Annotated in this window: 24 protein-coding genes, 2 tRNA genes, 1 other RNA gene and 2 pseudogenes; 14 read left to right on the forward strand and 15 right to left on the reverse strand. The window is 71.2% G+C overall.

Going from position 1 to position 25,404, the window contains the following annotated elements; translation table 11 throughout:
- Positions 1-85 precede the first annotated feature (85 nt).
- The 5 genes from recR to ffs all read right to left on the reverse strand — a co-directional run bounded on the left by recR (position 86) and on the right by ffs (position 4,211).
- Positions 86-685 (reverse strand): recombination mediator RecR, encoded by a 600-nt coding sequence (gene recR, locus I6A60_RS24330; RefSeq protein WP_203020671.1) that lies wholly within the window; start codon positions 683-685, stop codon positions 86-88.
- A 55-nt stretch (positions 686-740) separates the two neighbouring features.
- Entirely contained in the window at positions 741-1,214 is a 474-nt protein-coding gene (locus I6A60_RS24335; RefSeq protein WP_238436133.1) for a YbaB/EbfC family nucleoid-associated protein, read from the reverse strand.
- Between the two features lie 26 nt (positions 1,215-1,240).
- Positions 1,241-3,691 (reverse strand): DNA polymerase III subunit gamma and tau, encoded by a 2,451-nt coding sequence (locus I6A60_RS24340; RefSeq protein ID WP_203055700.1) that lies wholly within the window; start codon positions 3,689-3,691, stop codon positions 1,241-1,243.
- 163 nt (positions 3,692-3,854) lie between these two features.
- Positions 3,855-4,058: a hypothetical protein gene (locus I6A60_RS24345; RefSeq protein WP_203025242.1), complete on the reverse strand. Its 204-nt coding sequence runs from the start codon at positions 4,056-4,058 to the stop codon at positions 3,855-3,857.
- A gap of 56 nt (positions 4,059-4,114) precedes the next feature.
- Positions 4,115-4,211: signal recognition particle sRNA small type (gene ffs, locus I6A60_RS24350), an RNA gene on the reverse strand.
- A 668-nt stretch (positions 4,212-4,879) separates the two neighbouring features.
- On the opposite strand from ffs, the gene I6A60_RS24355 reads away from it, so the two are divergent.
- Positions 4,880-4,964, forward strand: a tRNA-Ser gene (locus I6A60_RS24355).
- Positions 4,965-5,088: 124 nt separating this feature from the next.
- On the opposite strand, the gene I6A60_RS24360 is transcribed toward I6A60_RS24355, so the two are convergent.
- Together I6A60_RS24360 and I6A60_RS24365 are read right to left on the reverse strand one after the other, a co-directional pair.
- Entirely contained in the window at positions 5,089-5,619 is a 531-nt protein-coding gene (locus tag I6A60_RS24360) for a hypothetical protein (protein ID WP_203025241.1), read from the reverse strand.
- A 256-nt stretch (positions 5,620-5,875) separates the two neighbouring features.
- A complete protein-coding gene (locus tag I6A60_RS24365; RefSeq protein ID WP_374113463.1) occupies positions 5,876-6,238 on the reverse strand; it encodes a DoxX family protein in 363 nt (120 codons plus the stop codon).
- A gap of 107 nt (positions 6,239-6,345) precedes the next feature.
- Between I6A60_RS24365 and I6A60_RS24370 the strand changes: the two genes are divergently transcribed.
- Together I6A60_RS24370 and I6A60_RS24375 are read left to right on the forward strand one after the other, a co-directional pair.
- Positions 6,346-6,723: a helix-turn-helix domain-containing protein gene (locus tag I6A60_RS24370; protein ID WP_307873842.1), complete on the forward strand. Its 378-nt coding sequence runs from the start codon at positions 6,346-6,348 to the stop codon at positions 6,721-6,723.
- 868 nt (positions 6,724-7,591) lie between these two features.
- A complete protein-coding gene (locus tag I6A60_RS24375) occupies positions 7,592-9,013 on the forward strand; it encodes a pyridoxal-dependent decarboxylase (protein ID WP_238436134.1) in 1,422 nt (473 codons plus the stop codon).
- A gap of 350 nt (positions 9,014-9,363) precedes the next feature.
- Here the strand turns inward: I6A60_RS24375 and I6A60_RS24380 are convergent, their stop codons facing one another.
- On the reverse strand, positions 9,364-10,005 hold the full coding sequence (locus tag I6A60_RS24380) for an NAD(P)-dependent oxidoreductase (RefSeq protein WP_203025239.1): 642 nt from the start codon (positions 10,003-10,005) through the stop codon (positions 9,364-9,366).
- An 895-nt stretch (positions 10,006-10,900) separates the two neighbouring features.
- Between I6A60_RS24380 and I6A60_RS24385 the strand changes: the two genes are divergently transcribed.
- The 4 genes from I6A60_RS24385 to I6A60_RS24405 all read left to right on the forward strand — a co-directional run bounded on the left by I6A60_RS24385 (position 10,901) and on the right by I6A60_RS24405 (position 13,877).
- The gene (locus I6A60_RS24385; RefSeq protein WP_238436135.1) at positions 10,901-11,428 is read left to right on the forward strand and encodes a ferric reductase-like transmembrane domain-containing protein; all 528 of its coding nucleotides are present in this window, start codon (positions 10,901-10,903) and stop codon (positions 11,426-11,428) included.
- Positions 11,429-11,930: 502 nt separating this feature from the next.
- Entirely contained in the window at positions 11,931-12,326 is a 396-nt protein-coding gene (locus I6A60_RS43665) for a ferredoxin (protein WP_203025246.1), read from the forward strand.
- On the forward strand, positions 12,323-13,678 hold the full coding sequence (locus I6A60_RS24400) for an NAD(P)/FAD-dependent oxidoreductase (protein ID WP_203025237.1): 1,356 nt from the start codon (positions 12,323-12,325) through the stop codon (positions 13,676-13,678). The genes I6A60_RS43665 and I6A60_RS24400 overlap by 4 nt, the downstream gene beginning before the upstream one ends.
- A 112-nt stretch (positions 13,679-13,790) precedes the next feature.
- A tRNA-Ser gene (locus I6A60_RS24405) sits at positions 13,791-13,877 on the forward strand.
- A 54-nt stretch (positions 13,878-13,931) separates the two neighbouring features.
- Here I6A60_RS24405 and I6A60_RS24410 read toward each other — a convergent pair.
- Positions 13,932-15,194, reverse strand: coding sequence for a site-specific integrase (locus I6A60_RS24410; RefSeq protein ID WP_203025236.1), 1,263 nt, complete (start codon positions 15,192-15,194; stop codon positions 13,932-13,934).
- Positions 15,184-15,528 carry a helix-turn-helix domain-containing protein gene (locus tag I6A60_RS24415; protein ID WP_203025235.1) on the reverse strand — a complete coding sequence of 115 codons (345 nt, stop codon included), beginning with the start codon at positions 15,526-15,528 and terminating at the stop codon, positions 15,184-15,186. Before I6A60_RS24415 ends, I6A60_RS24410 begins: the two co-directional genes overlap by 11 nt.
- Positions 15,529-15,584: 56 nt before the next feature.
- Between I6A60_RS24415 and I6A60_RS24420 the strand changes: the two genes are divergently transcribed.
- On the forward strand, positions 15,585-15,737 hold the full coding sequence (locus I6A60_RS24420; protein ID WP_203025234.1) for a hypothetical protein: 153 nt from the start codon (positions 15,585-15,587) through the stop codon (positions 15,735-15,737).
- A gap of 59 nt (positions 15,738-15,796) precedes the next feature.
- On the opposite strand, the pseudogene I6A60_RS43670 reads toward I6A60_RS24420, so the two are convergent.
- Positions 15,797-16,351 (reverse strand): annotated as a pseudogene (locus I6A60_RS43670) (replication initiator); the annotation flags it as partial.
- A 134-nt stretch (positions 16,352-16,485) separates the two neighbouring features.
- Between I6A60_RS43670 and cutA the strand changes: the two are divergent.
- The gene (gene cutA, locus I6A60_RS24430; protein ID WP_203025232.1) at positions 16,486-16,827 is read left to right on the forward strand and encodes a divalent-cation tolerance protein CutA; all 342 of its coding nucleotides are present in this window, start codon (positions 16,486-16,488) and stop codon (positions 16,825-16,827) included.
- A 480-nt stretch (positions 16,828-17,307) separates the two neighbouring features.
- Positions 17,308-18,036, forward strand: a complete 729-nt coding sequence (locus I6A60_RS24435; RefSeq protein WP_203025231.1) for a hypothetical protein — start codon at positions 17,308-17,310, stop codon at positions 18,034-18,036.
- Between the two features lie 228 nt (positions 18,037-18,264).
- Here I6A60_RS24435 and I6A60_RS41955 read toward each other — a convergent pair whose 3' ends face one another.
- The 4 genes and pseudogenes from I6A60_RS41955 to I6A60_RS24450 form a co-directional block, all read right to left on the reverse strand.
- Positions 18,265-18,492, reverse strand: coding sequence for a hypothetical protein (locus I6A60_RS41955; RefSeq protein ID WP_238436136.1), 228 nt, complete (start codon positions 18,490-18,492; stop codon positions 18,265-18,267).
- 91 nt (positions 18,493-18,583) lie between these two features.
- Positions 18,584-18,661: pseudogene (locus I6A60_RS44155) on the reverse strand (DNA (cytosine-5-)-methyltransferase); the annotation flags it as partial.
- A 790-nt stretch (positions 18,662-19,451) separates the two neighbouring features.
- Positions 19,452-20,120 carry a tRNA adenosine(34) deaminase TadA gene (tadA, locus tag I6A60_RS24445; RefSeq protein WP_307873843.1) on the reverse strand — a complete coding sequence of 223 codons (669 nt, stop codon included), beginning with the start codon at positions 20,118-20,120 and terminating at the stop codon, positions 19,452-19,454.
- A 126-nt stretch (positions 20,121-20,246) separates the two neighbouring features.
- Positions 20,247-20,744, reverse strand: coding sequence for a tRNA adenosine deaminase-associated protein (locus tag I6A60_RS24450; protein ID WP_203011811.1), 498 nt, complete (start codon positions 20,742-20,744; stop codon positions 20,247-20,249).
- 529 nt (positions 20,745-21,273) lie between these two features.
- Here I6A60_RS24450 and I6A60_RS24455 point away from each other — a divergent pair.
- The 4 genes from I6A60_RS24455 to I6A60_RS41960 form a co-directional block, all read left to right on the forward strand.
- Positions 21,274-22,575: a Mur ligase family protein gene (locus I6A60_RS24455; RefSeq protein ID WP_203011810.1), complete on the forward strand. Its 1,302-nt coding sequence runs from the start codon at positions 21,274-21,276 to the stop codon at positions 22,573-22,575.
- 680 nt (positions 22,576-23,255) lie between these two features.
- Positions 23,256-23,981 (forward strand): type 1 glutamine amidotransferase, encoded by a 726-nt coding sequence (locus I6A60_RS43140; RefSeq protein ID WP_203011812.1) that lies wholly within the window; start codon positions 23,256-23,258, stop codon positions 23,979-23,981.
- A 122-nt stretch (positions 23,982-24,103) separates the two neighbouring features.
- The gene (locus I6A60_RS24465; RefSeq protein WP_203011809.1) at positions 24,104-24,742 is read left to right on the forward strand and encodes a PHB depolymerase family esterase; all 639 of its coding nucleotides are present in this window, start codon (positions 24,104-24,106) and stop codon (positions 24,740-24,742) included.
- Positions 24,743-25,171: 429 nt separating this feature from the next.
- Positions 25,172-25,404: hypothetical protein (locus I6A60_RS41960; protein ID WP_238436137.1), on the forward strand; the 233-nt coding region annotated here is incomplete at its 3' end.

The raw sequence follows: 25,404 nt of genomic DNA on the forward strand, positions 1-25,404 counted from the left end.
GCCCTCTGATGGCTACAAAACGGGCCCGGTCACGACCGCCGGAGGGCCGAAACAGCGATCATGACTGCCAGCGGCGCCGGGCCGACTAGCCGGCGACGACGCGGCGGCCCTCGAAGGCGCGCCCCAGGGTGACCTCGTCGGCCCACTCCAGGTCGCCGCCCATCGGCAGACCGCTGGCCAGCCGGCTCACAGTCAGGCCCATCGGGCCGATCTGGCGGGCCAGGTAGCTCGCGGTGACCTCGCCCTCGGTGTTCGGGTCGGTCGCGAGGATCAGCTCCGTGACGGTGCCATCCGCCAGCCGCGCGATCAGCTCACGGATGTGCAGGTCGTCCGGGCCGACCCCGCCGATCGGGTTGATCGCCCCGCCGAGCACGTGATACCGGCCGCGGAACTCCCGGGTGCGCTCGACCGCGACGACGTCCTTCGACTCCTCGACGACGCAGATCACCGTGGTGTCGCGGCGCGGGTCAGAGCAGATCCGGCACAGCTCGGCCTGGGCCACGTTGAAGCAGATCCGGCAGAACTGGACCTTCTCCTTCACCTCGAGCAGCGCCTTGGCCAGCCGCCGGACGTCGGCCGGATCCGCCGCGAGGATGTGGAACGCGATGCGCTGCGCGCTCTTCGGGCCGATCCCGGGCAGCGCTCCGAGCTCATCGATCAGGTCCTGGACGACGCCTTCGTACACGTGTGCCTTACCGTTCCCGCGCCGTCGGCGCCGTCGTCCAACGCCTGGTCGTCACTCAGCCGCCGAGCCCGGGGATCCCGCCGGGCAGGCCAGGCAGCCCCCCGCCGAGCATGCCGCCGAGGCCGCCGGTCACGCCGGCCATCTTCTCCTCGGCCAGCTTGTGGGCGTTCGTCGTCGCGTCCCGGACGGCGGCCAGCACCAGGTCGGCCAGCGTCTCGGTGTCCTCGGGGTCGACCGCCTTCGGGCTGATCGTCAACGCGACCAGCTCACCGCCGCCGTTGACCGTCGCCGTCACGAGGCCGCCGCCGGCGCTGCCGTCGACCCGGGCCTCGGCGAGCTCGCGCTGCGCGGCGACCATCGCGGCCTGCATCTTCTGTGCCTGCTCGAAGATCGCGCCGAAGCCGCCGATCCCGTCGCCCAGCCCGCCGGCCGGCCCTGGATTCCCAGCAGGGCCCGAATTTCCGGCAGGCCCCGAATTTCCAGCAGGCCAGGTGTTTCCGAACGGCTCGCCTGGGCTCGACATGACCATGAGCCTACGTCCCGGGTACGACACGTTCAGCTGGCGCCGCGCTGCTCCATGACGGTGGCGCCTAGACCGACCCGCAGGAGCTCCATGGCGGCGGCCTCACCCGAGAGCGTCGAGCCCGCGTGGGCGGGGGCGTCCTCGTCGTCCAGCGAGGGCTCGTCGGGCGCGCTCGGCGCGGCGACCACCGCGGTCGTGCCGGCGACCGCGGGTGCGGGGCCGCCCAGGTTGCCGCCGAGCGGGACGGCGGAGGGCGTGGCCACCAGGCCGGCGCCGGCCTGGTCGGCGTAGGCGGACGTTCCGATCCCCGGGTGGCCCGCACCAGGCGTGACCTGGGGCTGCGGGCTGCCGGCGGTCGCGTCCAGGCTCGGACCGAGTGGCCCGCGGACAGCGGTCGCGACGGCGGGGCCGGAAGTCGACGGGATCGCCGCACCGCCGCCCGGGCCGATGGCGCTGCCGTAGGCGCCCGGTGCCGCCGACGCACCGCCGCCCAGCGAGGCGGCGGCGGCGAAGCCGTCTGAGGCCTGGGAGGCAAGACCTCCACCGGGCGTGGCTGGAGTGAATCCGGCCGGCGGACGGGGGGTGGCGTTCGGCGGCGGGGTCGGGTTGGGCCGGCCCCCAGACGCCGACGGGAAGCCACCGCCGGATGGTGCGGCCGGCGGCCGGGTCGGCCCGCCGCGGGGGCCGCCGGCGGGCCGGCCGCCCCCGGGCTCCCCGATCGTCACCCGCCAGCCGCCGCCGAGCTGTTCGGCGAGCGCCTCGCAGAGCACGTCGATGTGGGAGCCCTGACCGAACATCTGCGCGATCCGCGGCGCCGAGAAGGCGAGGAACAACTCGCCGCCGCGGGCGTCCAGGACGCTGGCGTACTCGGTGAGCAGGGCAAACGTCGTCTGCTTACGTCGCCGGGTCGCCGCGAGCACCTGGTCCCACACGGCCCGCACCGTGGCCGCCTCGCCGCCTTCGCCGCCCGCCGCGGCAGGGGCCGGCTGGGCGGGCGCAGACGGGGCAACGGCCTGGTGGGTCGGTGTCTGGGGGGCTGGTGTCTGGGGCGCTGCGGGAGGCGGGCCGGGCGGAGTGCTCGGGCCGCCGCTCCAGCCGTTGGACTGCTGGGCGGCGGGCGCGGGTGTCGAGCCGGCCGGCGGTCCAGGCGCGGCTGCCGGGGGCTGCGCCCGCGACGTCTCCTGCCGGGGCGCCCCGGCAGGCTCGGCGGCGGGGGCAGTCGGCCTCGCGGGGGCGAGCGGCGCGTCCGGGGCACCTGGCCCGGCGGGGGCGAGCGGGGCGACGGCCCCGGCCCGCCCCGCGGCGGCTGCCGGCGGCGGGCCGGCGGCGAGGCCGCGCTCCAACCGTTCCAGCCTGGTCAGCAGGGCGGCCGGATCCGCCGCGGCTGCGGCGGGCAGGAGCGCCCGTGCGACGACCAGCTCCAGCAACAGCCGCGGGCTGGCCGTCCCACGCATCTCCGCGAGACCGGCGTGCAGCACGTCCGCGGTCCGGGACAGCTCGGCCGGACCGACCCGGCCGGCCTGCGCCTTCATCCGCTCGATCTGGTCGGCGGAGAAGGCGTCCAGCAGTCCCCGCTCGACCGCGTCCGGCACCGCCTTGATCATGATGAGGTCGCGCATCCGGTCGAGCAGGTCGGCGGTGAACCGACGTGGGTCGTGCCCCGAGCCGACGACCTTGTCGACGACGGTGAACAGGGTCGCGCCGTCCCGAGCCGCCAGCGCGTCGACGGTCTCGTCCAGCAGCACGCCGTCGGTCATACCGAGCAGGGCGACCGCGCGGTCGTAACGCAGCCCGTCCGAGCCGGCCCCGGCGAGCAGCTGGTCGAGCACCGACAGCGAGTCACGCACCGAGCCGGCGCCGGCCCGGACCACCAGCGGCAGCACCGCCGGGTCGACGTCGACGCCCTCCTGCGTGGCCACCGAGGCCAGGTGGTCGCGCAGCACTCCCGGCGGCACCAACCGGAACGCGTAGTGGTGCGTGCGGGACCGGATGGTGGCGATCACCTTGTCCGGCTCGGTGGTGGCGAAGACGAACTTCAGGTAGGACGGCGGCTCCTCGACGACCTTGAGCAGCGCGTTGAACGCGGCCGCCGTGACCATGTGCGCCTCGTCAACGACGAAGATCTTGAAGCGGGCGGATGCGGGCGCGAAGAAGGCCCTCTCCCGCAGGTCACGGGCGTCGTCGACGAGACCGTGCGAGGCGGCGTCGATCTCGGTGACGTCCATCGACGAGCCGGTGCGGATCGACACGCACTGGTCGCAGACCCCACATGGATCCGGGGTCGGCCCCTGCTCGCAGTTCAGCGACGCGGCGAGGATCCGGGCCGACGACGTCTTGCCGCAGCCACGCGGGCCGCTGAACAGGTAGGCGTGGTGCAGCCGCCCGGTCCGCAGCGCCTGCATGAGCGCGGAGGTCACGTGCTCCTGGCCCACGACCTGGCTGAATGTCGCGGGCCGGTACCGGTTGTACAGCGCTGTGCTCACTGGCCCGTCTCCCCGCCCGTCTGCCCGGCTGGCCCAACCAGCTCGCCTACGTCGCGAGCGGTGCCCATTGTCCCCTCCTGCCGCGGGCGTCCGTCCGGGCCACTACGAGCCCTGTCTCCCGGGTCTCCCGCGGCAACCGGCTCGGGTCGCCCCGCGGTCTCGGTCAGCGGATCAGCTGGGTGTGTCCGGCCAGGAGACCGACCAGCAGCACGGCTACTGGCACGACCACCGCCGCGAGGGTGCGAATCCGCCGCGCTTGGGAACGGATCCACGAGGCAGCGGCTGTCGCGAGCTCGTCGGGGCTGAGCGGGAACATCAGCTGGATGCCACCGGCAGCCGTGGTGGACGAAGCGGGCGAATCGAACACCGCGCCGAGTCTAGGCAGGCCTGCACCGGCCGTACCTTCCGGGCTGCGGGGGCCAACGAGAGGACCCCCCGCACACCCGCCAGAGCCCGCTTATCCTTGCTGCCTTCCGGCCCTGGGGAGGTTCACGAGGATGACGCCGTACGAGGGGTCTGCCACGCAGCATAGCCCGCCAGCGCCGATCTTGACGCCGGGGCCGTCTGGTCGCTCCGGGCCCTCCGGCCGTCCGCAATCCGGCAAACGCCTCGCCCTCCGGCTGTCCGTAGCCCGGCAGAGGCCCGCGCAGGCGGGTCCGTCGTCCCTAGATCGTCCTTTTCGCCCTCCAGCGGTCGCTGTTGGCTAGTTCGGGCCTTTAGGCTGCTCTGCCATACGTGGTGGTCGCGGATCTCGTCCGCGGTCGACCGCGAGGTAGAACTGGAGCCTGATCCAGGCGTCCCGGTGATCGGCGCGCGGCGTCCAGTCCCGTCTTACGGGCACCGCGCCGGTCATGATCGCCGTCTTGGCCCTGGGGTGGTCATGGAAACGCTCTCACCATGACCACCCCATTAGGGCCAAAACCGCGATCAAGGTCACGCGCGGCCAGGCTCTACCGACTAGGCCAGCAGGGTCCCAGTGGTCGTCACCGAGGCAGAACGACAGCCACCGGAGGGCGAAAACGACGATCAACGAGCGGCGAGACGCGCACGGACCGCCGCTGACCTCGCTACCCGAGGACAGCGGCGCTCGGACCTCGCTTCGCTCGCGAGAGATCTGCCGGGAGAGGTCCGCTGGACTGTGGTCGCCCGCTGGCCCAGTTACTCCCGCGATCCGGTAGTCTCGTCGGCGGAGGACTCGCCTAGTGGCCTAGGGCGCACGCTTGGAAAGCGTGTTGGGTTCACACCCTCGGGGGTTCGAATCCCCCGTCCTCCGCTCTGATCATCCGTGATGGAAGATCTCTAACGGGCCGCTGACCTGGTTCTCACCGCCGGGCGCGGCCCGTCGCATGTCGCGGGACTGTCCCCACGCGTGTGGGTCAGACCGTGGGCACACCGGATCAGGACGTTGGCTGCGCGCTGGGGGCCGCGGTCTGGCCGGCCGCTGGTGGTGTCGGGGCGAGTGAGGCGCACGCGGTGCGGGCCTTGGCCCAGGTCTGCGCGTCGACTCCGGCCGGTGCCGCGGTCGACAGGGCCCCGCCCGGCCCGCCTCCGCCCGGCGCGCCCCCGCCCTGGCCACCGTTCGGCATCCCCGAGGGCGGCGACCCCGACGGGCGAGCGCCCTGCGGTTGCGTGCCGCCCTGCGCCGATGGTGGCGTGCCGCCCTGTCCGGTGCCGCCGCCCGGCCCGGCGGACGGGGTCGGCAGGGTCACGCCGTTCTGGGCCAGGCAGGAGGTGTAGGCGCTCATGGCGCTGGTGCCCCCGGTCGAAGAGCCTGCGGTGGTCGCGTTTCCTGCCTGCGCGGTGCTGGTCCCGCCGGAGCCGCACGCGCCGAGCGCGAGCACCAGGGCCGGGACGGCCAGCCAGCGGCCGCCTTTCGCGCGTGAGGCGCGCCATCGTCGCGTCAGGCTGGCAATCCTGCGGCCGTCCATGATCCTCCTAGGTGGGCGTCGTCGGATGGTGCAGATCCATCCGTGGCGGCCACCATGACGAGGCTGGCTGTGCTGAGGCTGTGGCGCGGCTGGGATCCAGATATGACCGTGGGACGGCAGGCGCACTCGGACCGTAGCCCTCGGGTCCGTGAGGCATGCCGATCAAGCGTCGGACGCAGCGGCAGATGGACCTGACTGATCTGATTGAGCACCGCGTCCGACCGGCGGATGGGCCTGCTACTGCGCCGGAGCTGCGTCAGAAGGCCGTTGCCAGCCACACCGCCAGGGCCGCCAGGACGATCAGCACGGCGTTGAGGCCCGTCTGCTTCCGCTCGTCGCGGGAGAAGTGCAGGCCCGCGGCCAGAAGCTGCAGGACGACGAATCCGATCGCCGCGCACAGCGCGAGCATGGGCACGATGCCCGTCGCCGCCGGCAGTACGAGACCGGCGACGCCGAGGATCTCCACAGCGCCGATGCCCCGGACCAGCGACATCGGGATCGTGTCAACCCAGCCCATCATGGGCGCCAGCTTTTGCTTGCTCTGCGTCACCTTCTTCCCGCCCCCATACAGGTAGAAGGCTCCAAGCAGCGCGATGACCACCCAGTACCCGACCTTCATGATCGCCCCCCTCATGGTTACGACTTGTAAGTGACCCCATGATGGGTGACTATGACCATTGGTACAAAAGGAACACGCGTGTGCGTAGCTAACGGGAGGCGACCGTCGTGTCGCGGTACGAGAAGGTCTGCCTCATCCGAGCCGACGGTGGGCGCGCCATCCGGCGGATCCTGGATCGGATCGGCGATAAGTGGGCGCTACTGATCGTCGCGACACTGCATGACCAACGTCTGCGTTTCACCCAGCTGCAGCAGCACATCCCGGGGATCTCCCAGCGGATGCTCTCGCTGACGTTGCGGCACCTGGAGCGGGACGGCCTGATTTCCCGCACCGTCTTCGCGGAGGTTCCGCCGCGGGTGGAGTACGAGCTCACGCCGATGGGCCGGACGCTGATCGAACCCGCCCTGTCCTTGGCCGAGTGGGCCGTCGAACACGACCCCGACATCGAACGCAGCCGTCGCGAGTATGACGATCGCGAGGCGTGAATGTGCAGGTCAGTACGGAGTAGTCGGTGCCGCTGTGAGACGGGCTGCCTCGCCGCGCGCGATCTTCGACCGCGGGAGCCTGGAACAGGTCGCTGGCCAGCCCCGCTGTTCGGGCGAATCTGACCGAGAAACGCGTCTGAGGGGACGGTTGGACTCGCTTCGGGGCGGGGGGCCGGGTGGTCTGCGCCCGTCGGCTCCCAAACCGGCGAAGGACGTCGAACAACCAGGCAACGGGCGGCCCAACTGGGTCCCGCAGCGGTGTGATGGTGGTGACATCGGGTCGTACCGCCGCTCGGGCGGCGTGAATCGGCGCTGGTCGTGGGCGTGGCGGCTCGCCGGATGTTTGGGGCAAGCCGGGCACGTGCCGGTGCCGCCGCACCGTCGTCGGGCGGCGCGTGGCATGCTCTGGCCCAGCCGGTTGGAAACCTCGCCGTGACAATCAGTCGGAGCCCTGCCGAGGACGCCGGCCACGTGCCCCGAGGCGCGCGGTCGAACGCCCTCCCACCGACAACTGTCACGACGTCGCCCGGTTCGGCCGACGGCGGCTCACTGTCGCCGTTCTGAGTCTTCGACAGGTACTTCTTCGGAGGTTGTCATGAAGCGTGTCGGCATCGTCGTGCTGCTGGTCGCCCTCGCTACCGGCGGGTTCTTCCTTCGTCAGCGCAAGGGCAAGCAGGAGGCCTGAGCGAGAACCGTCCGGGATCGGTTTCCCGGACGGTTTCGCTGGAGCAGAACTCAAATGGGTGAGTGGATGACCGATAGGGGCCGTTTGGCCACCTGACGGCCGGCCAGCCCTCGGGAGAACGCGCGAGACGACGGGCCTTTCGGCGTCCGGCGGAATTCCGTGCGCCTGCCCGACGTCGGTTGGATGAAAAGGCGCGCCGTGCACCGGTACGACGACCAGACGGCCGAGCTGGCCAGTGCGGTCATCGCCTACGCGCAGGAACGCCTGCGGCTCGATCCGGCACCGCTGGACGCGCCGCTGTCGCCGGCGGAGCTCGCCGCCCGCGCGGGCGAGACGGTCACCCCGGATGGTCTCGGTGGCGCCGAGGCGCTGCGGGTGTTCGACGAGGTGCTGGCTCGAGCCTGCATCTCCACCGATCATCCGCGCTACCTGTCGTTCATCCCGGCGGCGCCGACCAGGGCCGCGGTGCTGTTCGACCTGGTTGTCGGCGCCTCGTCCATCTACGGCGGCAGCTGGCTGGAAGGCGCCGGAGCGGTCTACGCGGAGAACCAGGCACTGCGCTGGCTCGCGGACCTCGCCGGTCTGCCGTCGTCGGCCGGAGGCGTCTTCGTTCCGGGCGGCACCGTCGGGAACCTCTCCGCGCTGGTCGCGGCCCGGCACACGGCTCGCGCCCGTTGTTCGGCGCGGGCAGAGGCGGCGGACGGCCCGTCGGTGCCGCCTGCCCGGTGGAGCTTCGTCTGTGGCGAGGAGGCGCACTCCTCGCTGGCCGAGGCGGCCCGGGTGATGGACGTCGACGTCGTCGTCGCCCCCTCCGGCGACGGTGGACGGTTCACCGGCGCGGCACTCGCCGCGACCGTCGACGGTCTGGCGGCCGACCGGCGGGCCGGCGTCTTCGCCGTCGTCGCGACGGCCGGAAGTACCCAGTTCGGCCTGGTAGACGATCTGCGCGGGCTGGCCGAGGCCGCCGGCGAGCGCGGGCTCTGGCTGCACGTCGACGGCGCGTACGGGCTCGCGGCGATAGCCGCACCGTCGGCACGGGCCCGGTTCGACGGCCTCGAGCTGGCCGACTCGTTGATCGTCGACCCGCACAAGTGGCTGTTCGCTCCGTTCGACGCCTGCGCGCTGATCTACCGGGAGCCCGCGCTGGCCCGGGCCGCGCACACCCAGCAGGCCGGCTACCTGGACGTTCTGGGTTCGGGCGACTGGAACCCGTCGGATTTCGCGGTCGGGCTGTCCCGGCGGGCCCGCGGGTTGCCCTTCTGGTTCTCGCTCGCGGTACACGGCACGCGTGCCTATACGGAGGCGGTCGAGAGCGCGCTCCGTACTACGTCCGTGTGCGTCGACCAGATCAGGGCCAGGCCCTGGCTGGAGCTCGTCGGTGCGCCGGAGCTCTCCGTCGTGGTCTTCCGGCGGCCCGGCTGGACGCCGGCTCAGTACCACGCCTGGTCCGACCGGCTGCTGCGCGACGGGCTGGCTTTCGTCACGCCCACCGTGCACGACGGGGAGACGCTCGCACGGTTCGCCATAGTGTCGCCGCGCACTACGCCGAATGACACCGCGCTGATCCTCGACACAATGCTTGCCGATCCCGGACCGGCGACGTGAGGAAGCCCCCGGAAGCCGCTCGGCATTGAGCGGACTTCCGGGGGCTGCGGCGGTGCGGCCCACGTCCGCGTCCGTGGTCGACGCTGACGTCGGCGCCGACGTGTGCGCGCACCGAGCCGCGGCGGCGTCCGGACGCCGCGTGGGACTTTCGGGTCATCGCGGGATTCACGGACGTCGCTGTCCGTGATTCAGGATGACCCGACGAGCGATGAGAAAAGGTATCCGCGCGGCGCGCGTGTCAACGACGCGCGCCGCGCGGACCTTCGGGGAGGTCGACGGCCGGCGGTAGACGGAGAAACTCCGCGAAACCCCGTCCCCGCTGGCCGCCGTTCATCCGCCGGCCTGGTGGGTCAGTAGCCGATGGTGAAGCGCTGGTTGACGTGCTTGGCCTTGTCGATCTCGTCGATGATGGCCACCGCGAGGTCGTCCGTCGACATCGCCATGTTGCCGCGGCTGTCCTGGACCGGCTGGTCGGTGCCGGTGCGGTAGGTGTCCCGGCGCTTGCCCTGCACCAGCTGGACCGGCGGCGGGCAGACCACGGTCCACCGCACGCCCTTGGAGGCGCGCAGCACGTCGAGGGCCTCCGCCTGGCCGAGCGCGTCCTTGCGCATGTTGTTCGCGAACTCGGGGTCGTCGAGGATGCGGGCACCCTGCCCGTCCTCGAGTGTGCCGCCGTGGCCGACGTGGATGAGACGCGGCGCGCTGTCGCCCTGCTTGTTCAGCGCGTCGATCATCGTCCGGGCGGCGTTCGCCCAGATCTTCTTGTCGTTGCCGGCGACGGCCACGACGACCGCGTCGGCACCGTCCGCGAGGCTGTGCACCGAGTCACGCGAAGTGGCGTCACCGACAGCGGCATTGGCCTTCCTGGACAGCTTGCTGAGCTTCGCCTCGTCGCGGGCGACCGCGGTGACCTTGTGGCCGCGCCGGATCGCCTCGTTGACGACGGACTGGCCAACCCTGCCGCTCGCGCCGAACACCACAACCCTTGCCATTCTTCATTACCTCCTGGCGGGGATAGGTTGCGCGTCACGCTCCACCGAAGAATCTAAAGACAAGCGCTGCCCATCACATTTGGAAAATCATTCTCCGGGCCGCGCCGCGACCTTCCAGTGGAGTCATGATCCGCATTCTTTTTCCTTCGCCATGACTATTGCATGCCGGCCGGCCGCCGCAACCCGACCAGTGGATATACCCGCCCTTGCGCTCGCACGCACGCAGATTCTGCCCGCCACCGTCAACGTCTCCAGAACATCGGGCCAGCTGGCCGGTCTTTCTCCGGAAAAGCCGGCGAATTCCATCCTCGTGTGACGCCCGGTTGGAGTGGCCTGGAAAGGATGTAGGCACAGGTGTCCGCGGCCGGAAAACATCGCGGAAACTGGCGCGTCGGGCGTGCCGGACGAGCCGGAGATGACGCGGTGCCGGTCTGTGTCTTGGCGCGGGCGAGCGGCCCGGCCTCGGTACCGGTCGCCGGGAGCGCTCACCGCCGGCCCCGGCCGCGGGTCGCCACCGCGGGCGCGATCAGGGGCGCGGGCCGGCGCGATGTCGGACGAAGGGGCCCAGGGCGTGCCTCCGCGAGACACTCCGCGGTCGGCCGGATCCGGCGCCAGCGCCTTTCGCCCCCGTGGCCGCAGAGTGTCCGGTCTGGCTCGGATCGGACGACTCTGCTACGGTTCGTGCCGAGGTACTACCGGGGGGGAAAGCCCGGAGGATACCTTGGCACAACTAGCTTTGACGCATACGACTGTTCCGCGCGATGCGACGATGGCGCACACCGCGTCCGGAACGATCATACGAACCGCTGCGGGACCAGCGGTTCGCCCCGGCGTCACCACCGACGCTACGCTGGGTCATATCGCCGGGATACTCGGCTACACCGCGTTCTTTTTGATGGCGGCCACCGTCATCTGGGGCCTGCTGCTCATTACCAGGCTGCCGGAGCGGCATATCCGTCGACAGACGTTGTACGGCGCCCACATGACGTTGGCGATCCTCGCGCTGGCCGCGTCGGTCGTGCACGCACAGGTGCACTTCTTCCGGCACGACGCGTACTACACCGAGAGCCGGATCTGGCTGCCGTGGGGCGGCGCCAAGGGCGACGTCATACCCGGAATCCTCGGCCTCGAGATCGTGGTGCTGGTAGCGCTGTCGATCTGGTTCCAGCACCGCGCCGGATATCGCCGATGGCACCGTTTCCACTGGCTCTCGTACCCCGGATTCCTCCTGATCGCGGTCCACAGCGTGTGGGCGTCGCGCGAGCAGCATTTCGGCATCATCTACGCGGCGATGGCGGCCGCCCTTCTCGTCCCGGCGGCACTGCTTCTGCTACGCGTGCTCGCACCCGCTGGGCGCCAGGACGAGAGCGACACCTGGTTCGACGTAGTGGAGGCATTCGAAGATGGCATCTACCGTCGGTGACGAGGGCGAGCCGGGTATCCACGTCGATTCCGTCCACGAGGCCAGCTGGGAGTCACGCTGGATGCAAGGGCCGCCGACTGGGCCGGAGGCAGGCATGACGGGCCGGGCCGGGCCGCCGCCGGATGGTTGGCCATGGCAGCCGCCGCAGCAACCTCCGCCGGAACCACCGCGTTCGTCCTTGCGGCCGTGGCCGCCCGTACCGCCACCGTCCGCGCCCTGGCCGCCGGCACCGCAGGCTCCCCGCACCCCGCCGCCGGGGGCATCGCGCGTGCTGCCGCCCCCGCCGCCCCCGGGCGAGTGGGCGCACCCGTTCTGGCCCTCCAACGGGGCCGCCTCGGCACCCTTCACCGATCCGCCGTACGAGGCCGCCGCGGTCCCGGTACCCAGGCAGTTCGCGGGTCCACACACGCCCCCTTACGGCCACGTCCCGCGCGTCGACCTTTTGCCTCGGCCGGACCAGACCAGCGATCGGCTGCCCGCGGTACCGGACACGGGACCCCAGGTGATCGAGCCGAGCGTCCCGCTCCCGTTGCCGGCGTCGACCGGCCCGCAGCCGGGCATCGTCGAGACCGGCCCGCTGGACGTCGTGCCGCTCACCCACCTCGGCGGCTCCGCCGTGGGCCGCCGCGCCGCGCCGCCCGCGTTCCGCCCGACCGCCAGGCGCCGGTCGGGCGGCGGCGTGCGCCGGCGCTCCGAGCCGGCCGTGGTGAGCGTGGACAACAACCGCTGCCACCTCTACGCGATCTGCCAGCAGGAGGCTCCCGCGAGTTTCCTGGTCTCCCGGGACGGCCGGCTCTACTACGACGCCGCGCCGCCGGAGCACCTGATGGCAAGCGTCCGCCAGGCGGCCCGCCTGTGCCCCATGCAGGCGATCACTTTGGGGAACGACTCGAGATGATCAGGCACCGTCCCAGTCCGGACATCGCGCACGCGCTGGCGAAGGTCGGCCGGGCTCGCCTAGAGCACCGGCCGCGGCCGCGCACCGTCGTGGTCGCGGGCGCCGGCATCGCCGGGCTGCGCGCGGCCGAGCGCCTGAGGGAGCGTGGCTTCGACGGATCGATCGTGTTCGTCGGAGAGGAACCACACAAGCCGTACAACCGCACCCCGCTGTCCAAGCAGCTGCTGGCCAGGACGGGCCGCCTCGGCGACCTGAAGCTGCCCCTCTACCGCGAGCTCGACGCGACCTGGCGACTCGGTACCCGAGCCCTCGGCCTGGACGTCGAACGCAGCCGGCTGCTGCTCGCACGCGGCGAGGAGGTCGAGTACGACGGCCTGGTGATCGCGACGGGAGTCGAGTCCCGGCACCTGCCCGGCGCCCCGCTGTGGTCCGACTACGTCTGGTCGCTGCGCGACATGGCCGACGGCCGTGGCCTGGGCCGCCGGCTCGCCGACGGGACGCGGCACATCGCCGTGATCGGCACCGGCTTCATCGGCTGCGAGATCGCCTCCAGCCTGCGTAGCCGTGGCCTGGACGTGACCCTGATCGGCCGCGGCAACGCGCTGATGTCGGCGGCCGTGGGGGCCAGGGTCGGCGGCCTGATGACCCGGCTGCACCGGCGCAACCGCGTCGGCCTGCTGCTCGGCGCCAACCCCGTCCGCTGGGCGACCGCCGACTCGAAGACCGACCGGTCGCGGCCCGGCGTGGGCGTCAGCATCTGGCTCGACGACGGTTGCCGCGTCGACGCGGACGTCGCGGTGGTCGCCGTCGGCGCGCTGCCCGCGGTGCGATGGCTGCAGGGTTCCGGCCTGGACATCAGCGACGGAGTGCTGACCGGGCCAACCACCCACGCCGTGCACATGGACGGCGGCAGCCCCGCGGTCGTGCCCTCGATCGTGGCCGCCGGCGACGTGGCCCGCTGGCCCAACCTGCTCTTCGACCGGATCCCCCGCCGGGTCGAGCACTGGATCACCGCCTCCGAACACGGCCAGGCTGCTGCCGACGCGCTCCTGCTCGGCCCCGAGGTGGCGCCGCCGTTCACCCCGGTGCCCCGGTTCTGGACCGAGCAGTTCGGCGTCCGACTGCAGGGCGTCGGGCGCCCCGGCCTCGCCGACACCTGCCGGCTCGCCGAAGGCTCGCCCAAGGCCCTCGAGTTCGTCGCCGTCTACACCCGCAAGGGCATCGTGGTCGGCGCGGTCAGCGCCAACGCGGGCGCCCGCCTACTGGAGTACACCGACCTCATCGGCTGGCCCCTCGACGCGCCCTTCCCGGCCGCCACCCCCGCGATCGGAGACCGGCTGACCACCGTCTGATCCACTGTCGGATCGCCGTCGGTGGTCAGGGCCTCCTGGCTCGGCACGGGCCAGGCAAGGTCGGCACTGGCCCCACTCCATCCGACCATCTCCGTCTAGTAAGCTCACCTGCGGTGGAGTCGCCTAGTGGCCGAGGGCGCACGCCTCGAAAGCGTGTGAGGGGGCAACCCCTCCGTGGGTTCAAATCCCACCTCCACCGCCCCGTACCAGGCTGATCGCACGGGCAGGCCCGCAACCTGTGGCTGCCCGTGGATCATCTGGTCTCAGTTCCGGTCTCATTGGGCCCCTCGGCGGACGCCGGGCCGAGCCACAGCAGCCGGTTCAGGCGCCCCGCCACGTCCTTGAGGACCGGGTCCGTCATGTGCTGGTAGCGGCTGCGCTGATCGGTCGACCAGCCCATGATCCCCATGACTGTGCGGTCGGGCACGCCCAGCAGCAGGAGCACGGTCGCCGCGGTGTGCCGTGCGTCGTGCAGCCGGGCGGTCCGCAGGCCGGCGGCGACGAGGAGGTCTTTCCACTCGTGGTAGTCGGTACCTGGATTGAGCGGGCTGCCGGTCTCCGACGCGAACAACCAACCGCCGTCCCGCCAGAGGTTCCCGGCCTCCGCGCGCTCCTTGTCCTGCCGCTCCTTGTGCCGCCGCAGGATCTCGATCAGCTCGTCAGGTAGGCCGATCGTCCGGGTTCCCGCACGGGACTTCGTCTCCTTGGTGTCCGCCCGGATCTGCACCTTGTCCCGGCAGAAGCCGGGCTTGCGGCCACACGGGGTCGCACACCCGTGCCGGTACTTCGGCCGGAGCCGGCCCCGGCGGATCCGGATCACCCCGGCATCCAGGTCGAGATCGGGCCAGCGCAGGCCGAGCGCTTCGCCTTGGCGTAGGCCGAGAGCGAGCGCGAGCACCCATCGAGCGCTGTTGCGCTGCTTCGCGGCCTCGGCGAGCAGCTGCTGGACTTCGGCGACCGAGTACGGTTCGACCTCCTTCTCGACCACCCGCGGTGGCTTCGCCAGCGACGCGACGTTGCGCCCGAGGTGGCCCCGGCGGACCGCTTCTCCGAGCGCCGTCCGCAGTGTCCGCAGCGCCTGATGCGCGGTGGCCGCCGCGCTGCCGTTCGTCTGCATTCGTTGCATGAGTGCTTCGACGTGTTCGGGCTCCAGCTTCTCGAGCCGGTGTGCGCCCAGGCCGGGCACCAGGTGGACGCGGACCGCGACCCGGTAGCCGTCGATCGTGTTCTCGCCGACCGAGGGCGCTGCGATGTTCTCGACCCAGTGCTCCAACCAACGCGCGACCGTCCAGGGTCGGCCGGTCTTGCGCACGGTGCCGTTGTTGCGCTCCCGCTCCAGTTTGCGGACCTTCGCGATTGCCTCGGTCTCGGTCTTGCCGCGGACGTGGCGGCGGTCGGGTTTGCCGTTGTCCTTGACGCCGACGGTGACCCGGCCGTGCCAGGACCCGTCGGCGCCGAGGTAGATCGTGGACGCGCCGTTGGGCGCGCGGGTGCCTTCGGGGCGCTTACGCGGCACGGTTGCCGCCGTCCGCGCCGGCGCGCCTGGCGGCGAACGTTTCGACGTCGGCCAGGCGCAGTCGGCGCAGCCGGCCGATCCGGACGGCGGGGATTTCGCCGTCGCCGAGCAGGTCGTAGAGCACGGTCCGGCTGATCCGCAGCAGGTTCGCGGCCTCTTCCACGGTCAGCAGCACCGGTGCGCCGGCCGGGTTCGGCGGTGGGACCGGCCGCGCGTTCGCGGCGAGCTCGTCCAGCCGGGCCAGCGCGGCATGCAGCGCCGCGCGTACCGCGTCGAACTCGGACTCGGGTACGGATACCGGCGGCCGGTCCGGACCGAACGCCACCCCGGTCATGGGGTCTCCTTCGAGGGGGTAGCGGGTGGGGGGTGTCGCCCTGGCGGCTAGGCAGCGTGGGCGGTAGTGCGGGCGTCGCGGGCTGCCTCGCGTCGCGACCGGGCGAGGTCGGCGGCCATCGCGGCCAACTGGGCGTCGCCGGGCAGGCGGTAGCCGGCGCCCTCGAAGCGCCAGGCGCCGAGGGAGACGACTTCGTCGCCCGGGTGTAGCCGAGGACTGGCAGGCCGACGTGGGCGGCGAGGCGGCGGTACCAGAGGTCGACGGTGCGTTTGAACAGCCGGGCCGCGGTCGCGTTCCACAGGACCGCGCCCGGGAAGTCGTAGCAGAACAGGCAGAGCGCCTGACCCAGCGCCGGGTCGCCGGTGTCCTCGTGCTTGCTGAAACAGCCGATCGGGTTGCCGTGGGGACACACGCCCTTGCGTGGGTGGCAGGTTCGGGCGGGCTGGTTCTTCTTGGCGTTGCGGGTGTGGACCTGCCCGAAGCTCGACGCGGTCACGGTGACGAACAGGCCGGGATGCTCGGCGACCGTGTCGGGCACGCCGTGGCCGCCGGTCAGGCCGGCGTGCACAATCTGCCAGGCGTCGCCCGCGTAGGTGTAGGAGCAGGACGGGCACACCGAGGCGCGCCGGTTGCCACACGGGATCAGGATCGTGCCGTCGGGCTTGGTCGCGGTGTCGAAGTAGCGGCGGACCTCGCCAAGGGCGGCTACCTGTGGCGCGGCGAACTGCGGATCTGGGACAACCACATCCTCATGGGCTGGTACGCGGCTGATGACGGCTCGGGCACCTCGAAGGGCACGATGTACTTCGCCCTCCATGCCCATGGCATCAACCTGCAGGGAAGGCGGGTCGGCCTGAGCTACGACGGACCGATCGTCACCGGCTGGACGGCAACGGCGAGGACCGAGGTCGAGGCGCGCGCCCTGATCGAATCACTCAAGCAGCGCGGGATACCGGCATGAATGACGCCGCCGACGTCTGCGAGGTCGTCATCACCGCGCCGGATGCCGAGTGGATGAGCGAATTCGCCCGCCACCTAATCGCTGAGCGACTTGTCGCCGCAGTGCACCTATTCGCGCCAATCATGGCGATTTACCGGTGGGACGACACCGTCCATCAGAAATCTGAGATCAGCGCAGCATTCCACACTCGTCGGTCTCTCGTCCCAGCCATCCTCAACCAGGTCCGATACCGGCATCCATTCGAGGTACCGGGCGTCATCATCCTTCCCATCCTGGAAGGTCCAGCGAATTATCTCGAATGGATCTACAGCGAGACTGGCGACCCAAATCCCATTTAGCTGAGCCTGTACTTCCAGTGCGGGACTAGGTATCAACCAAAAGTGACGCACGTGGGCCAGGCATCGCTCGTTCGGTTTTCGAACTGTGCGCCCAGAACCTCCACCAGTCGCGTCCACACCGACAGGCGATCGACTGTGCGCATCCCAGTTCCGCCTGGGACACCCAGCTCTCCGAGCGGCCCAAGCACTCGGCAAGCTCCACATGACACCGTTGACATTTGGTTACTTTATGTCACTAGACGGGCGCTTGAAGTGACCATCCACCGTCTGTTGGACATAAGCCACGAACCGTGGCTCCTGGATGTCTATCGTGCTCGGTGACATCGATCCCTTGTGGGACGACGGGGGCCAAGGAAGCCGTCGGCTGGGCGGACCGGTCGACGACCCAACGTAGATCACGTGGTAACGTCCGCCGGCGACAAACGCGCTGTTTGATCTCCCGTCTGTCCATTAGGAGTGGGCATGAGGAGGTCATCACGAATGCTGGTGGAGGATATATTGTCCAACATTGCGGTGGCGGGCGCAGGCCTCATCTTCGGGCGCGCCCAAGCTGTAGCCCTAACTCGCTGGCGGTTCCGACAGCTGCGGGAATTCTGGAAACCAATGGCCGCCGGGGAACGTGTTGTTCTGATCGTAGACGCGCATGAAAAATTTAAGGATTACGAGCCATCCGGCATGGGTGGTATTGCGGACATGCAGACGCTCCTTGAGCTAGACCGGCATCTTCGGAGCGCCGGCCTGAGAAGCTTCGAATTTCGGACCGGCACCACGCTAACGAGTCAGGAGCGGCGCCGAAACTTGATTCTCATCGGCGCGGCCGATGCCAATAGAATCACCCGAGAAGTGACCGATTCCCTGAGGTCGAGGCTGCCGCTTCAATTTCGTGTACCAGACGATGAGGCCATCATAGATCCAGAGTCTGGCGGGACATGGGAATCCGAAAGAAATCAGAACGTAGTCACTCGCGACTACGCTCTCGTCATCTTCGCGAAAAGTCCATTCGCTGAAGGCTCATTCGTATTGATCTTGGCCGGAATTTATGGATATGGAACACGCGCGGCTCAGGAGGCGGTGACCGAGGAGTCCCTCGTAAAAGAATTGTCGGGCTTGCCGGGGGAGGAGTTTGTCGCCTTGATCTCGTGCAACGTAGTCAACGACTCACCACAGAAAGTGCGAGTAGTTCAGAGGCGTAAATTGTACACCGAGTAATTGATCGCACCTTCGCGTCGGGCGAGCGACGGACCCCTTCGGCGCCCCTATGTCTCGTCCGATATCCCCGCTCCACAGTGTCATTACTTAGATTCTGCGCGTCTCACTCACTGACTGGCTGTCGCTGACTGCCCCCCGATTGTCTCCCCCCGACTTGTCTAGGTCCAGGTCTGTCGAGTCCCAGGTGATGCTTGACGCTTCAGTCTCACCTGATGCTTGACGGTAGGGCTAGGAAACTGTGTCGGCCTTGGGGGGCTGGTGGGCCTTGATGCTCGTGACGGGCTGGGTCGTGGTCCGCACGACGGTGCGGGGTGGTTCGCCGTCCCCGACCTCCAGGGTGATCGTGGTGTCGGCGACGTGAGCCGTGATCGTGCGGCCTGCGGCGCGGCGCCCGACCAGGACATACTGTCCGGCGATAGCGACCACGTCGACGGCAGGTCGCTGCTGGTTGGTCACCAGGCGGGGGCGGTGGTGACGTCGTCATGGCGGGGACCTCCGGCCAGTGCCGGGCCAGCACCTGCTGGCAGTAGGGATCGCGTTCGACCTGGCCGACGATGGCCATCCCGGCGCGCTGCAACCCGAGGTCGAGCGCGCCGATACCCGAGCACAGCGACAGCACCCTCATGCCACACCGCCAGCCGGGACGGGGGCGTGGTGCGCTGCACGCGCCGTGCACGGCCAGGACCCGGCGGCCCGCCGCGCGGCCGCCTGCGCGCGGCGCTGGCGCGCCGTGCTCGGCGGGCGCGTCGGACCGCCACCCGCCCGCGCCCGTCGGAACGTCGCACCGCCTGGACCGGTCTCAGATTCGGTCTCATTCGCCGCGATCAAACCCCGTCCGGCGGGACGGCGAGACCACACGAGTGCCAGGGATCGAGTGGGTAGGACCACGCGCGGACTACTGATCGCAGACCTCGAGAGCGTGTGAGGGGGCAACCCCTCCGTGGGTTCAAATCCCACCTCCACCGCCGGCGGTCTTCCTTGTTCGCTGCCCTTCGGGGCAGCTTCGCCGGGGGCCCGCAATGTCTGCCCAGGGGGGGCGACCCCCTGGAACCCCCGGGTCGGAGGCTTCGCCTCCGCTGGAGTGTCGCCAGATGTGGCGCGTAGCCCCCGTCCGGGCGCGATCGCCCCTGTTTTGGCCGTTTCAGGGTGACCATCCAAGGCCTGCCCGTCGGCTTGATCGCTGGTTTGGCCCTGGGTGGTCGTGGCGGGGGCGTTTCTACGACCACCCCAGGGCTCAAACGGCGATCATGATCAAGGTGGTGGCCGCGCTGGGGGGTCCTGATGGCTACGGAACGGCCCCGGGTACGACCACTGGGAGGCCGAAATGGCGATCATGGAGATTCGGGAAGCCGGGTGAACCTTGCCGGAGACGGCGCTGGTGCCCGAGCCTCGCGGCTGGGGCGGCGGTCGAGTGCCTACCGGTCGCCGAAGTGGGGCCGTCGAGGGGCTCGGCGCTCGGCGAAGAAGGTGTCCAGGAGTGCCGTGCAGTCGGGCGCGGCCACGCCGGTGATGACCTCTGGGCGGTGGTTGAGGCGGCGGTCGCGGACGACGTCCCACAGCGAGCCGACGGCGCCGGCCTTCTCGTCGATGGCGCCGTAGACGAGGCGGTCGACCCGGGCCAGCACGAGCGCGCCGGCGCACATCGTGCACGGTTCTAGCGTGACGACCAGGGTTGCCCCGGTGAGGCGCCACTCGCCGACCGCGGTCGCCGCGGCGCGTAGGGCCACGATCTCGGCGTGCCCGGTCGGGTCGGCGGCGGCTTCTCTGATGTTGTGGCCACGGCCGAGGACGGTGCCATCCGTGCCGATCACGACGGCGCCGATCGGCACGTCGCCGCCAGCGACGGCCAGCGCGGCCTCGGCGAGCGCGAGCCGCATCGCCGCGAGGTCACGGTCGGGCCCCGCCGGCTCGGCGAGCCGAATCGGCGGCACCGGCTCGGCGGGCCTAACCGGCCCCGCCGGCTCGGCGGGGCGGACCGACTCCGCTGCCTCGGCGGGCTGGACCGACCCCGCCGGCTCAGTGAGCCGGACTGGCGGCACCGGCTCGGGCCGCCCGGCGGGGTGCCCGGGGGCCGTGTCAGACATGGTGGCTGGACCCGGTCAGACGTCGCGAGACGGCGAGCCCGCGGTCACGCGGGCCGGCGCCGGTCACGGCGCGAGGCCCCGACCGCCGCCCGCGGCCGATCCGCCGTCCGCTCACCGCGCACCCGGTCAGCCGCGGACCTCGTCGAGGATCTCGCCGGCGCCCGCCCGTTCGCTGATCGCGGCGACGACGTCGCCGGGCAGCATGCCCTCCTCGGCGATCAACGCGACGAGTGCCTCCGCTGTCGTGCCGAGGTCGCCGAGCAGGTCGAGGTCCCCGATCGGCTGGGCGTGCAGCATGACGGCCTGGTCCTCGTCGTCGTCATCGTCGTCCCCGCCACGCGGTGCCGGCAGCGGCAGCGCGTCGGCCAGCAGGGCCTCGGCCAGGCCGGAGGTCCCGAGGACGCGCCGGTCGGAGAGGAAGACCCGGGGATCCGAGGTGTCCTCGTCGATCCTGATGATCGCCAGGTACTCGTCGTCCTCCTCGACGAAGGCGACCACGAGGCCGTCGCCCAGATCACGCATCGCGTCGATCAACGCATCGAGGTCCTCGAGCTCGGCGTGGTCGAGGTCATATGCCCTCCACCGGTCGTCCTCTCGCGCGATCGCGACGGCCTTGGTGCTCACCGTGGTGTCCTCACATCGTCAAAGCTGGTGAATCGTCAGTCTTTTGCTGGCAGCGCCGTTCGGTTCGGAGGGGTCGATGCCTCCGTACCGTGATTCTCGCGCCGTCCCGTTCGCCCGGCGCACCGCATCGCCCCAGGCCACCCTCACAGGGGCCGTCCGCCCCGCCCACCCCGAGCCTTGCGGCCGGAGAGGCCTTCGCGGGCCGGTGCTGACGGTGGTCGCGGGCGTGGAACGACACCATCCGAATACTCCGCGGAGGGCGATGCTGGCAATCCCCCGGGGACCGAGGCGTCCGAATGCTCGCTGAGGGGCCTCCGGCTCGCATTTATCCCATTCGGTCATATTTGTGGTGGCCTGGGTGGGTGGAGAGGAGACCGGTGGACGGGAGCCGGCCGGTTAGACGACCTTGCTCCGGGGGTGGTCGGCGGCCCGTTCGCCCCCGGCGAGTGGGGGACGAGCGGCGCAAGCGGGGACAGGTCGCGGGGTCGCCGCTACAGCGTCACGGCGGCGTGGCACTGTAGAAATCGCCATGATGACTCCGTTGCCGCGCCGCCTCTCCACGAGGACGAAGACGGCGCTTGCCGTCGAGCGACTGGCGTCCGAGGCGTCTCGCCGGCTGGGCAAGGGTTCCGGCGAGATGATCGGCGGCAAGCTCGCCCTGAGGGTCTCGCCGCACGCCCTCGAAGAGGTCGGCAGCGGCAGGCCGATCGCCTGCGTCTCCGCCACCAACGGTAAGACGACCACCACCCGGCTGCTGGCCAGGGCCCTGGGCACGCTTGGCCCGGTGAAGTCGAACAGCGGCGGGGCGAACATGGCCCCCGGCGTGCTCGCGGCGCTGGCCCGCCCGCCCTATGACGCGGCGGCCGCCCTCGAGGTGGACGAGATCTGGCTGCCCAAGGTGGCGCGCCAGGTCCGGCCTCGGGTGGTGGCGCTGCTCAACATCAGCCGCGACCAGCTGGACCGCTCCAACGAGACCCGCCGGATCGCCGCGATCTGGCGTGAGCTCGGCACGGAGCTCGGGGACTGCACGGTCGTCGCCAACGTCGACGACCCGCTCGTCACCTGGGCGGCGGCGACCTGGGCGAAGCAGGTCTGGGTCTCGGTCGGGCAGAACTGGACCGCGGACGCGATGGTCTGCCCGCAGTGCGCGCGGCTGCTGCACCGCAACGAGTCCGGCTGGTGGTCGGAGTGCGGGCTGGCGCGCCCGGAGCCGATCGTCGCGGTGACCGGCCCCGACGAGATCATGTGGTTCGGCCACACGATCAGGGCGTCGATCGGTCTGCCCGGCCGGGTCAACCTCGGCAACGCGGCGATGGCGGCCGCCGCGGCCCGCGAGTTCGGCGTGCCCGTCGAGGACGCGTTGGCCGCGATGACCGACCTCGGGGATGTCCAGGGCCGATACCAGGACGTGCTGCTTGGTGCGTCCGGAACGCGGGCCCGGATGCTGCTGGCCAAGAACCCGGCGGGCTGGGTCGAGATGATGGAGCTGATCAACTCCACGCCGCCGCGCAGCCTGATCGTCGACTTCAACTCGCAGACCGCCGATGGGCGTGACCCGTCCTGGATCTGGGACGTGCCGTTCGAGCGGCTGGCCGGCCGTCCGGTTCTCGTCACCGGGGATCGGAAGGAAGACATGAGCGTGCGGCTGGCCTACGCCGGCGTTCGGCACACCGTGCACCCGAACGCGGAGCAGGCGGCCGACGCGGCCGGTGACGGCAGGTTGGACGTCGTCGCGAACTACACCGCCTTCCGCGACCTGCTCGTGCGGACCACGCCCGCGCCGCGCCCGCCCGCCGCGCCGATGGCGCCCGCCCCCGGCGGTGCCTGGTGAGCCTCTTCCAGCCGGAGCCGCGCGGATCCCGCAACCGCCGCCAGGACGACGACCACCGCGAGCCCGACCAGCCAGGCCGCGAGTGGCCGGCCCGTGAGCAGCCTGGCTTCGAGCCCGAGCCGGGCTTCGGCCCGCCCGGGGGAGATCCGGCCGGCGGTGGTCCGGCCGGCGGTGGTCCGGCCGGCGGTGGTCCGGCCGGCGGTGGTCCGTATGGCAGTCCTCCGTACGGCCGGCGCCAGGCTCCGCCGGCCGCCGACCCGTACGAGCACACTCGCCCGATCTACCAGCACCCGGACGAACTGCCGCCGGGGCCGTACCCCGCGCGGGGCCTGCCTGTGCGCCGCGTCCCGCAGCGGCCCGAGCTTCCGCCCGCGGCCGGGCAGTCGCCACCCCGGTCGGATCCGCCCGGCCAGGCGTACCCACCCCAGCCGCGCTACCCGGCCCAGGCGAACCCGGCCGCGGCCTACCCGGAGGACCACGGCGGCGCTCCTGCGCTGCCGCCACGTCGTTACGCGGCGCCCCAGGTCCCGGTCGCGCACCTGTTCGAACCTGCGCCGGCTCGGCCGCGGCCGGATGACGCCAGGCTGCCGGCACGGCGCGAGGACCCGTTCGCCGCCGGGTCGCCCGGGCAGTTCTCGGCGCCGGCCAGGGCGCGTCGCAGCCGCGAGTCGACCACCCGGATCGCGCTCATCTACCCGGAGCTGCTCGGGACGTACGGCGATGGCGGCAACGCGATCGTGTTGGCCCAGCGGCTGCGCTGGCGCGGGATGGCGGCCGAGGTCGTCAGCGTGCCGGCCGGCGAGCCGGTGCCGGAGAGCTGCGACATCTACCTGCTGGGCGGCGGCGAGGACGAGCCGCAGACGCTCGCCGCCGAGGGCCTGCTGCGCAACAACGCGATCACCCGAGCCGTCGACAGCGGCGCGGCGGTGCTCGCGGTCTGCGCCGGCTACCAGGTGATCGGCGCGACCTTCCCGGCCGGAGGGAAGATCTACGACGGTCTCGGGCTGATCGGCGTCGAGACTCGCCGTTCGTTCGAGGCGCCGGAGGCGCCGCTGCCGCCCCGAGTCGTCGGCGACATCGTTCTGGACCCGGACCCGTCGTTGCGGCTGCCGACCGTGCTCGGCTACGAGAACCACGGTGGCCGGACCAGGCCGCTGCCGGGCGCGCGTGGGGTTCCGTTCGGCAAGGTTCGGCTCGGCCTGGGCAACGGCATTCAGGACGGGACCGACGGGATGGTCCACGGCAGGGTGCTCGGGACCTATCTGCACGGCCCGCTGCTGGCGCAGAACCCCGCCGTCGCCGATCTGCTGCTCTCCTGGGTACACGGTGAGCTGCCGCCGCTGCCTGGACCGCCCGAGGTCGACGCCCTGCGCGCGGCGCGGCTGCGGGCCCTGGAGATCGCCTGAGCAAGGATCTCGGCTCGGCCAGGGACGATGTGGCTGCCGTCATGCCACGGAGGCACGGCTGAGGCCACGTTGGTGGCGCAAACCGGCGCCATGGGGGTGCCTAGTGTGATTCCTTTGGTGGCGTGGCCGCGAACCCGATCTCCGCGTGGTGGAAGAAGAACAGCAAGACAGCCGTCATCGCTGTCATCGTGATCGCTGTGCTCTGGACCGTCGCCCACGGCAACGGATCGGCGAAGACGAAGGAGAAGGCGCTTCCGGACCAGTACGCGTCCAAGGGGCGCCTGGTGCTGATCCACGCCAAGGAGAAGTCGAAGAGCAAGCTGCCGCTGGTGCTGGTCCTGTCGGACGACAACACCAAGACCAAGGTGTTCGAGACGGACAGCGGTGCCTCGACGCTGGCGGACCGCAAGCACTTCGCGCTCGTCTATCCGGAGCCGGTCGCGAGCCAGTGGCAGGTCGACCCCAACGGCGCCGACGCCCAGTACCTGAAGGACGTCGTCGCCTACATGTCCAAGGACTGGACATCGGTCGACGCGAGCCGCGTCTACATCTGGGGTCTCGGCGAGGGAGCCCGGTTGGCGCTCGCCCTGGCCTGTGCCAACCCGACCCAGTTCGCGGCGATCGGTGTCGTCGGCCAGTTCGACCCCGACCCGGGCCCGAACTGCGACACCGAAGTCCCGACCGACCGGGAACGCGTCGCCACCCTGGACAAGAACGCGGCCGCCCGGCTGTGGACCTTCTCCTCCAACAAGAAGACCTGAAGCAGCAGGTCTGGTGTCGGCTGGCGCCGCCCTCGCCGGGTGGGGGGAAGACTCGGCAAGGGCGGCGCCGCCTGGCCGGCCCGGATCCGGGGGGGACCGGTCGGGCCGCCGCCGGGCCGAGGGGGATCGGCCGGCGGTTCGTCCGGAGGCGCCAGGTCGAGGGCGGGAGGGGGAAGCCCTAGGCGGCGCCGACGGACGAGCTTGGGGGGGGGGGCCCGGGGGCCGCCCGGGGGGGGGGTGCGCGGGAGCGGGCGGCGCGGCCCCCGCCGCGGGGCGCCCGCGGCGGGGGGGGGGGGGCCGGGCCGGGGGCCGGCCCCGGTTGGAGGTAAGCAGGAGCCGGCTGCGACGGCACCGGCGAGCCGGTAGTCACGCAGCCAGCACGATGGATCGCGGCGTCGCCAGGTAGACCGGGGCGCCAGGACAGGACCCATGACCGACCTGGCCCGCGACAGCAGGAGATCGTCAGGGCGCTTCGCGCGGAGTCAGGCCGCGTCGCGCTGGTCCGAGGGTGAGTTCGCCGGGACGAGCCCGGTGGAAGACGGCCTACCGCCCGCCGGGGCGGCCGCGCGGATTTCCGCTTGGCCGGCCACCACGACGGGTGTTTCGTCAGCCGGTTCGCCAAGCCCGCGCGGCCGCCGCCGCTCGGGCCGGGCTGCCACCCC

Source organism: Frankia sp. AgB1.9 (assembly GCF_016786355.1).
In the GTDB taxonomy this organism is placed as follows: Bacteria; Actinomycetota; Actinomycetes; order Frankiales; family Frankiaceae; genus Pseudofrankia.

Excerpts from the sequence above, each read along its gene's own strand:
- I6A60_RS24380 (WP_203025239.1), bottom strand. The coding sequence starts at position 10,005 with ATGGCAAGGGTTGTGGTGTTCGGCGCGAGCGGCAGGGTTGGCCAGTCC.
- I6A60_RS24335 (WP_238436133.1), bottom strand. The coding sequence starts at position 1,214 with ATGGTCATGTCGAGCCCAGGCGAGCCGTTCGGAAACACCTGGCCTGCT.
- I6A60_RS24415 (WP_203025235.1), bottom strand. The coding sequence starts at position 15,528 with ATGACCGGGGTGGCGTTCGGTCCGGACCGGCCGCCGGTATCCGTACCC.
- I6A60_RS24455 (WP_203011810.1), top strand. The coding sequence starts at position 21,274 with ATGATGACTCCGTTGCCGCGCCGCCTCTCCACGAGGACGAAGACGGCG.
- tadA (WP_307873843.1), bottom strand. The coding sequence starts at position 20,120 with ATGTCTGACACGGCCCCCGGGCACCCCGCCGGGCGGCCCGAGCCGGTG.
- I6A60_RS24360 (WP_203025241.1), bottom strand. The coding sequence starts at position 5,619 with ATGGACGGCCGCAGGATTGCCAGCCTGACGCGACGATGGCGCGCCTCA.
- I6A60_RS24435 (WP_203025231.1), top strand. The coding sequence starts at position 17,308 with ATGCTGGTGGAGGATATATTGTCCAACATTGCGGTGGCGGGCGCAGGC.
- I6A60_RS24400 (WP_203025237.1), top strand. The coding sequence starts at position 12,323 with ATGATCAGGCACCGTCCCAGTCCGGACATCGCGCACGCGCTGGCGAAG.
- I6A60_RS24365 (WP_374113463.1), bottom strand. The coding sequence starts at position 6,238 with ATGAAGGTCGGGTACTGGGTGGTCATCGCGCTGCTTGGAGCCTTCTAC.
- I6A60_RS24385 (WP_238436135.1), top strand. The coding sequence starts at position 10,901 with ATGGCGGCCACCGTCATCTGGGGCCTGCTGCTCATTACCAGGCTGCCG.
- I6A60_RS24375 (WP_238436134.1), top strand. The coding sequence starts at position 7,592 with ATGAAAAGGCGCGCCGTGCACCGGTACGACGACCAGACGGCCGAGCTG.
- cutA (WP_203025232.1), top strand. The coding sequence starts at position 16,486 with ATGAATGACGCCGCCGACGTCTGCGAGGTCGTCATCACCGCGCCGGAT.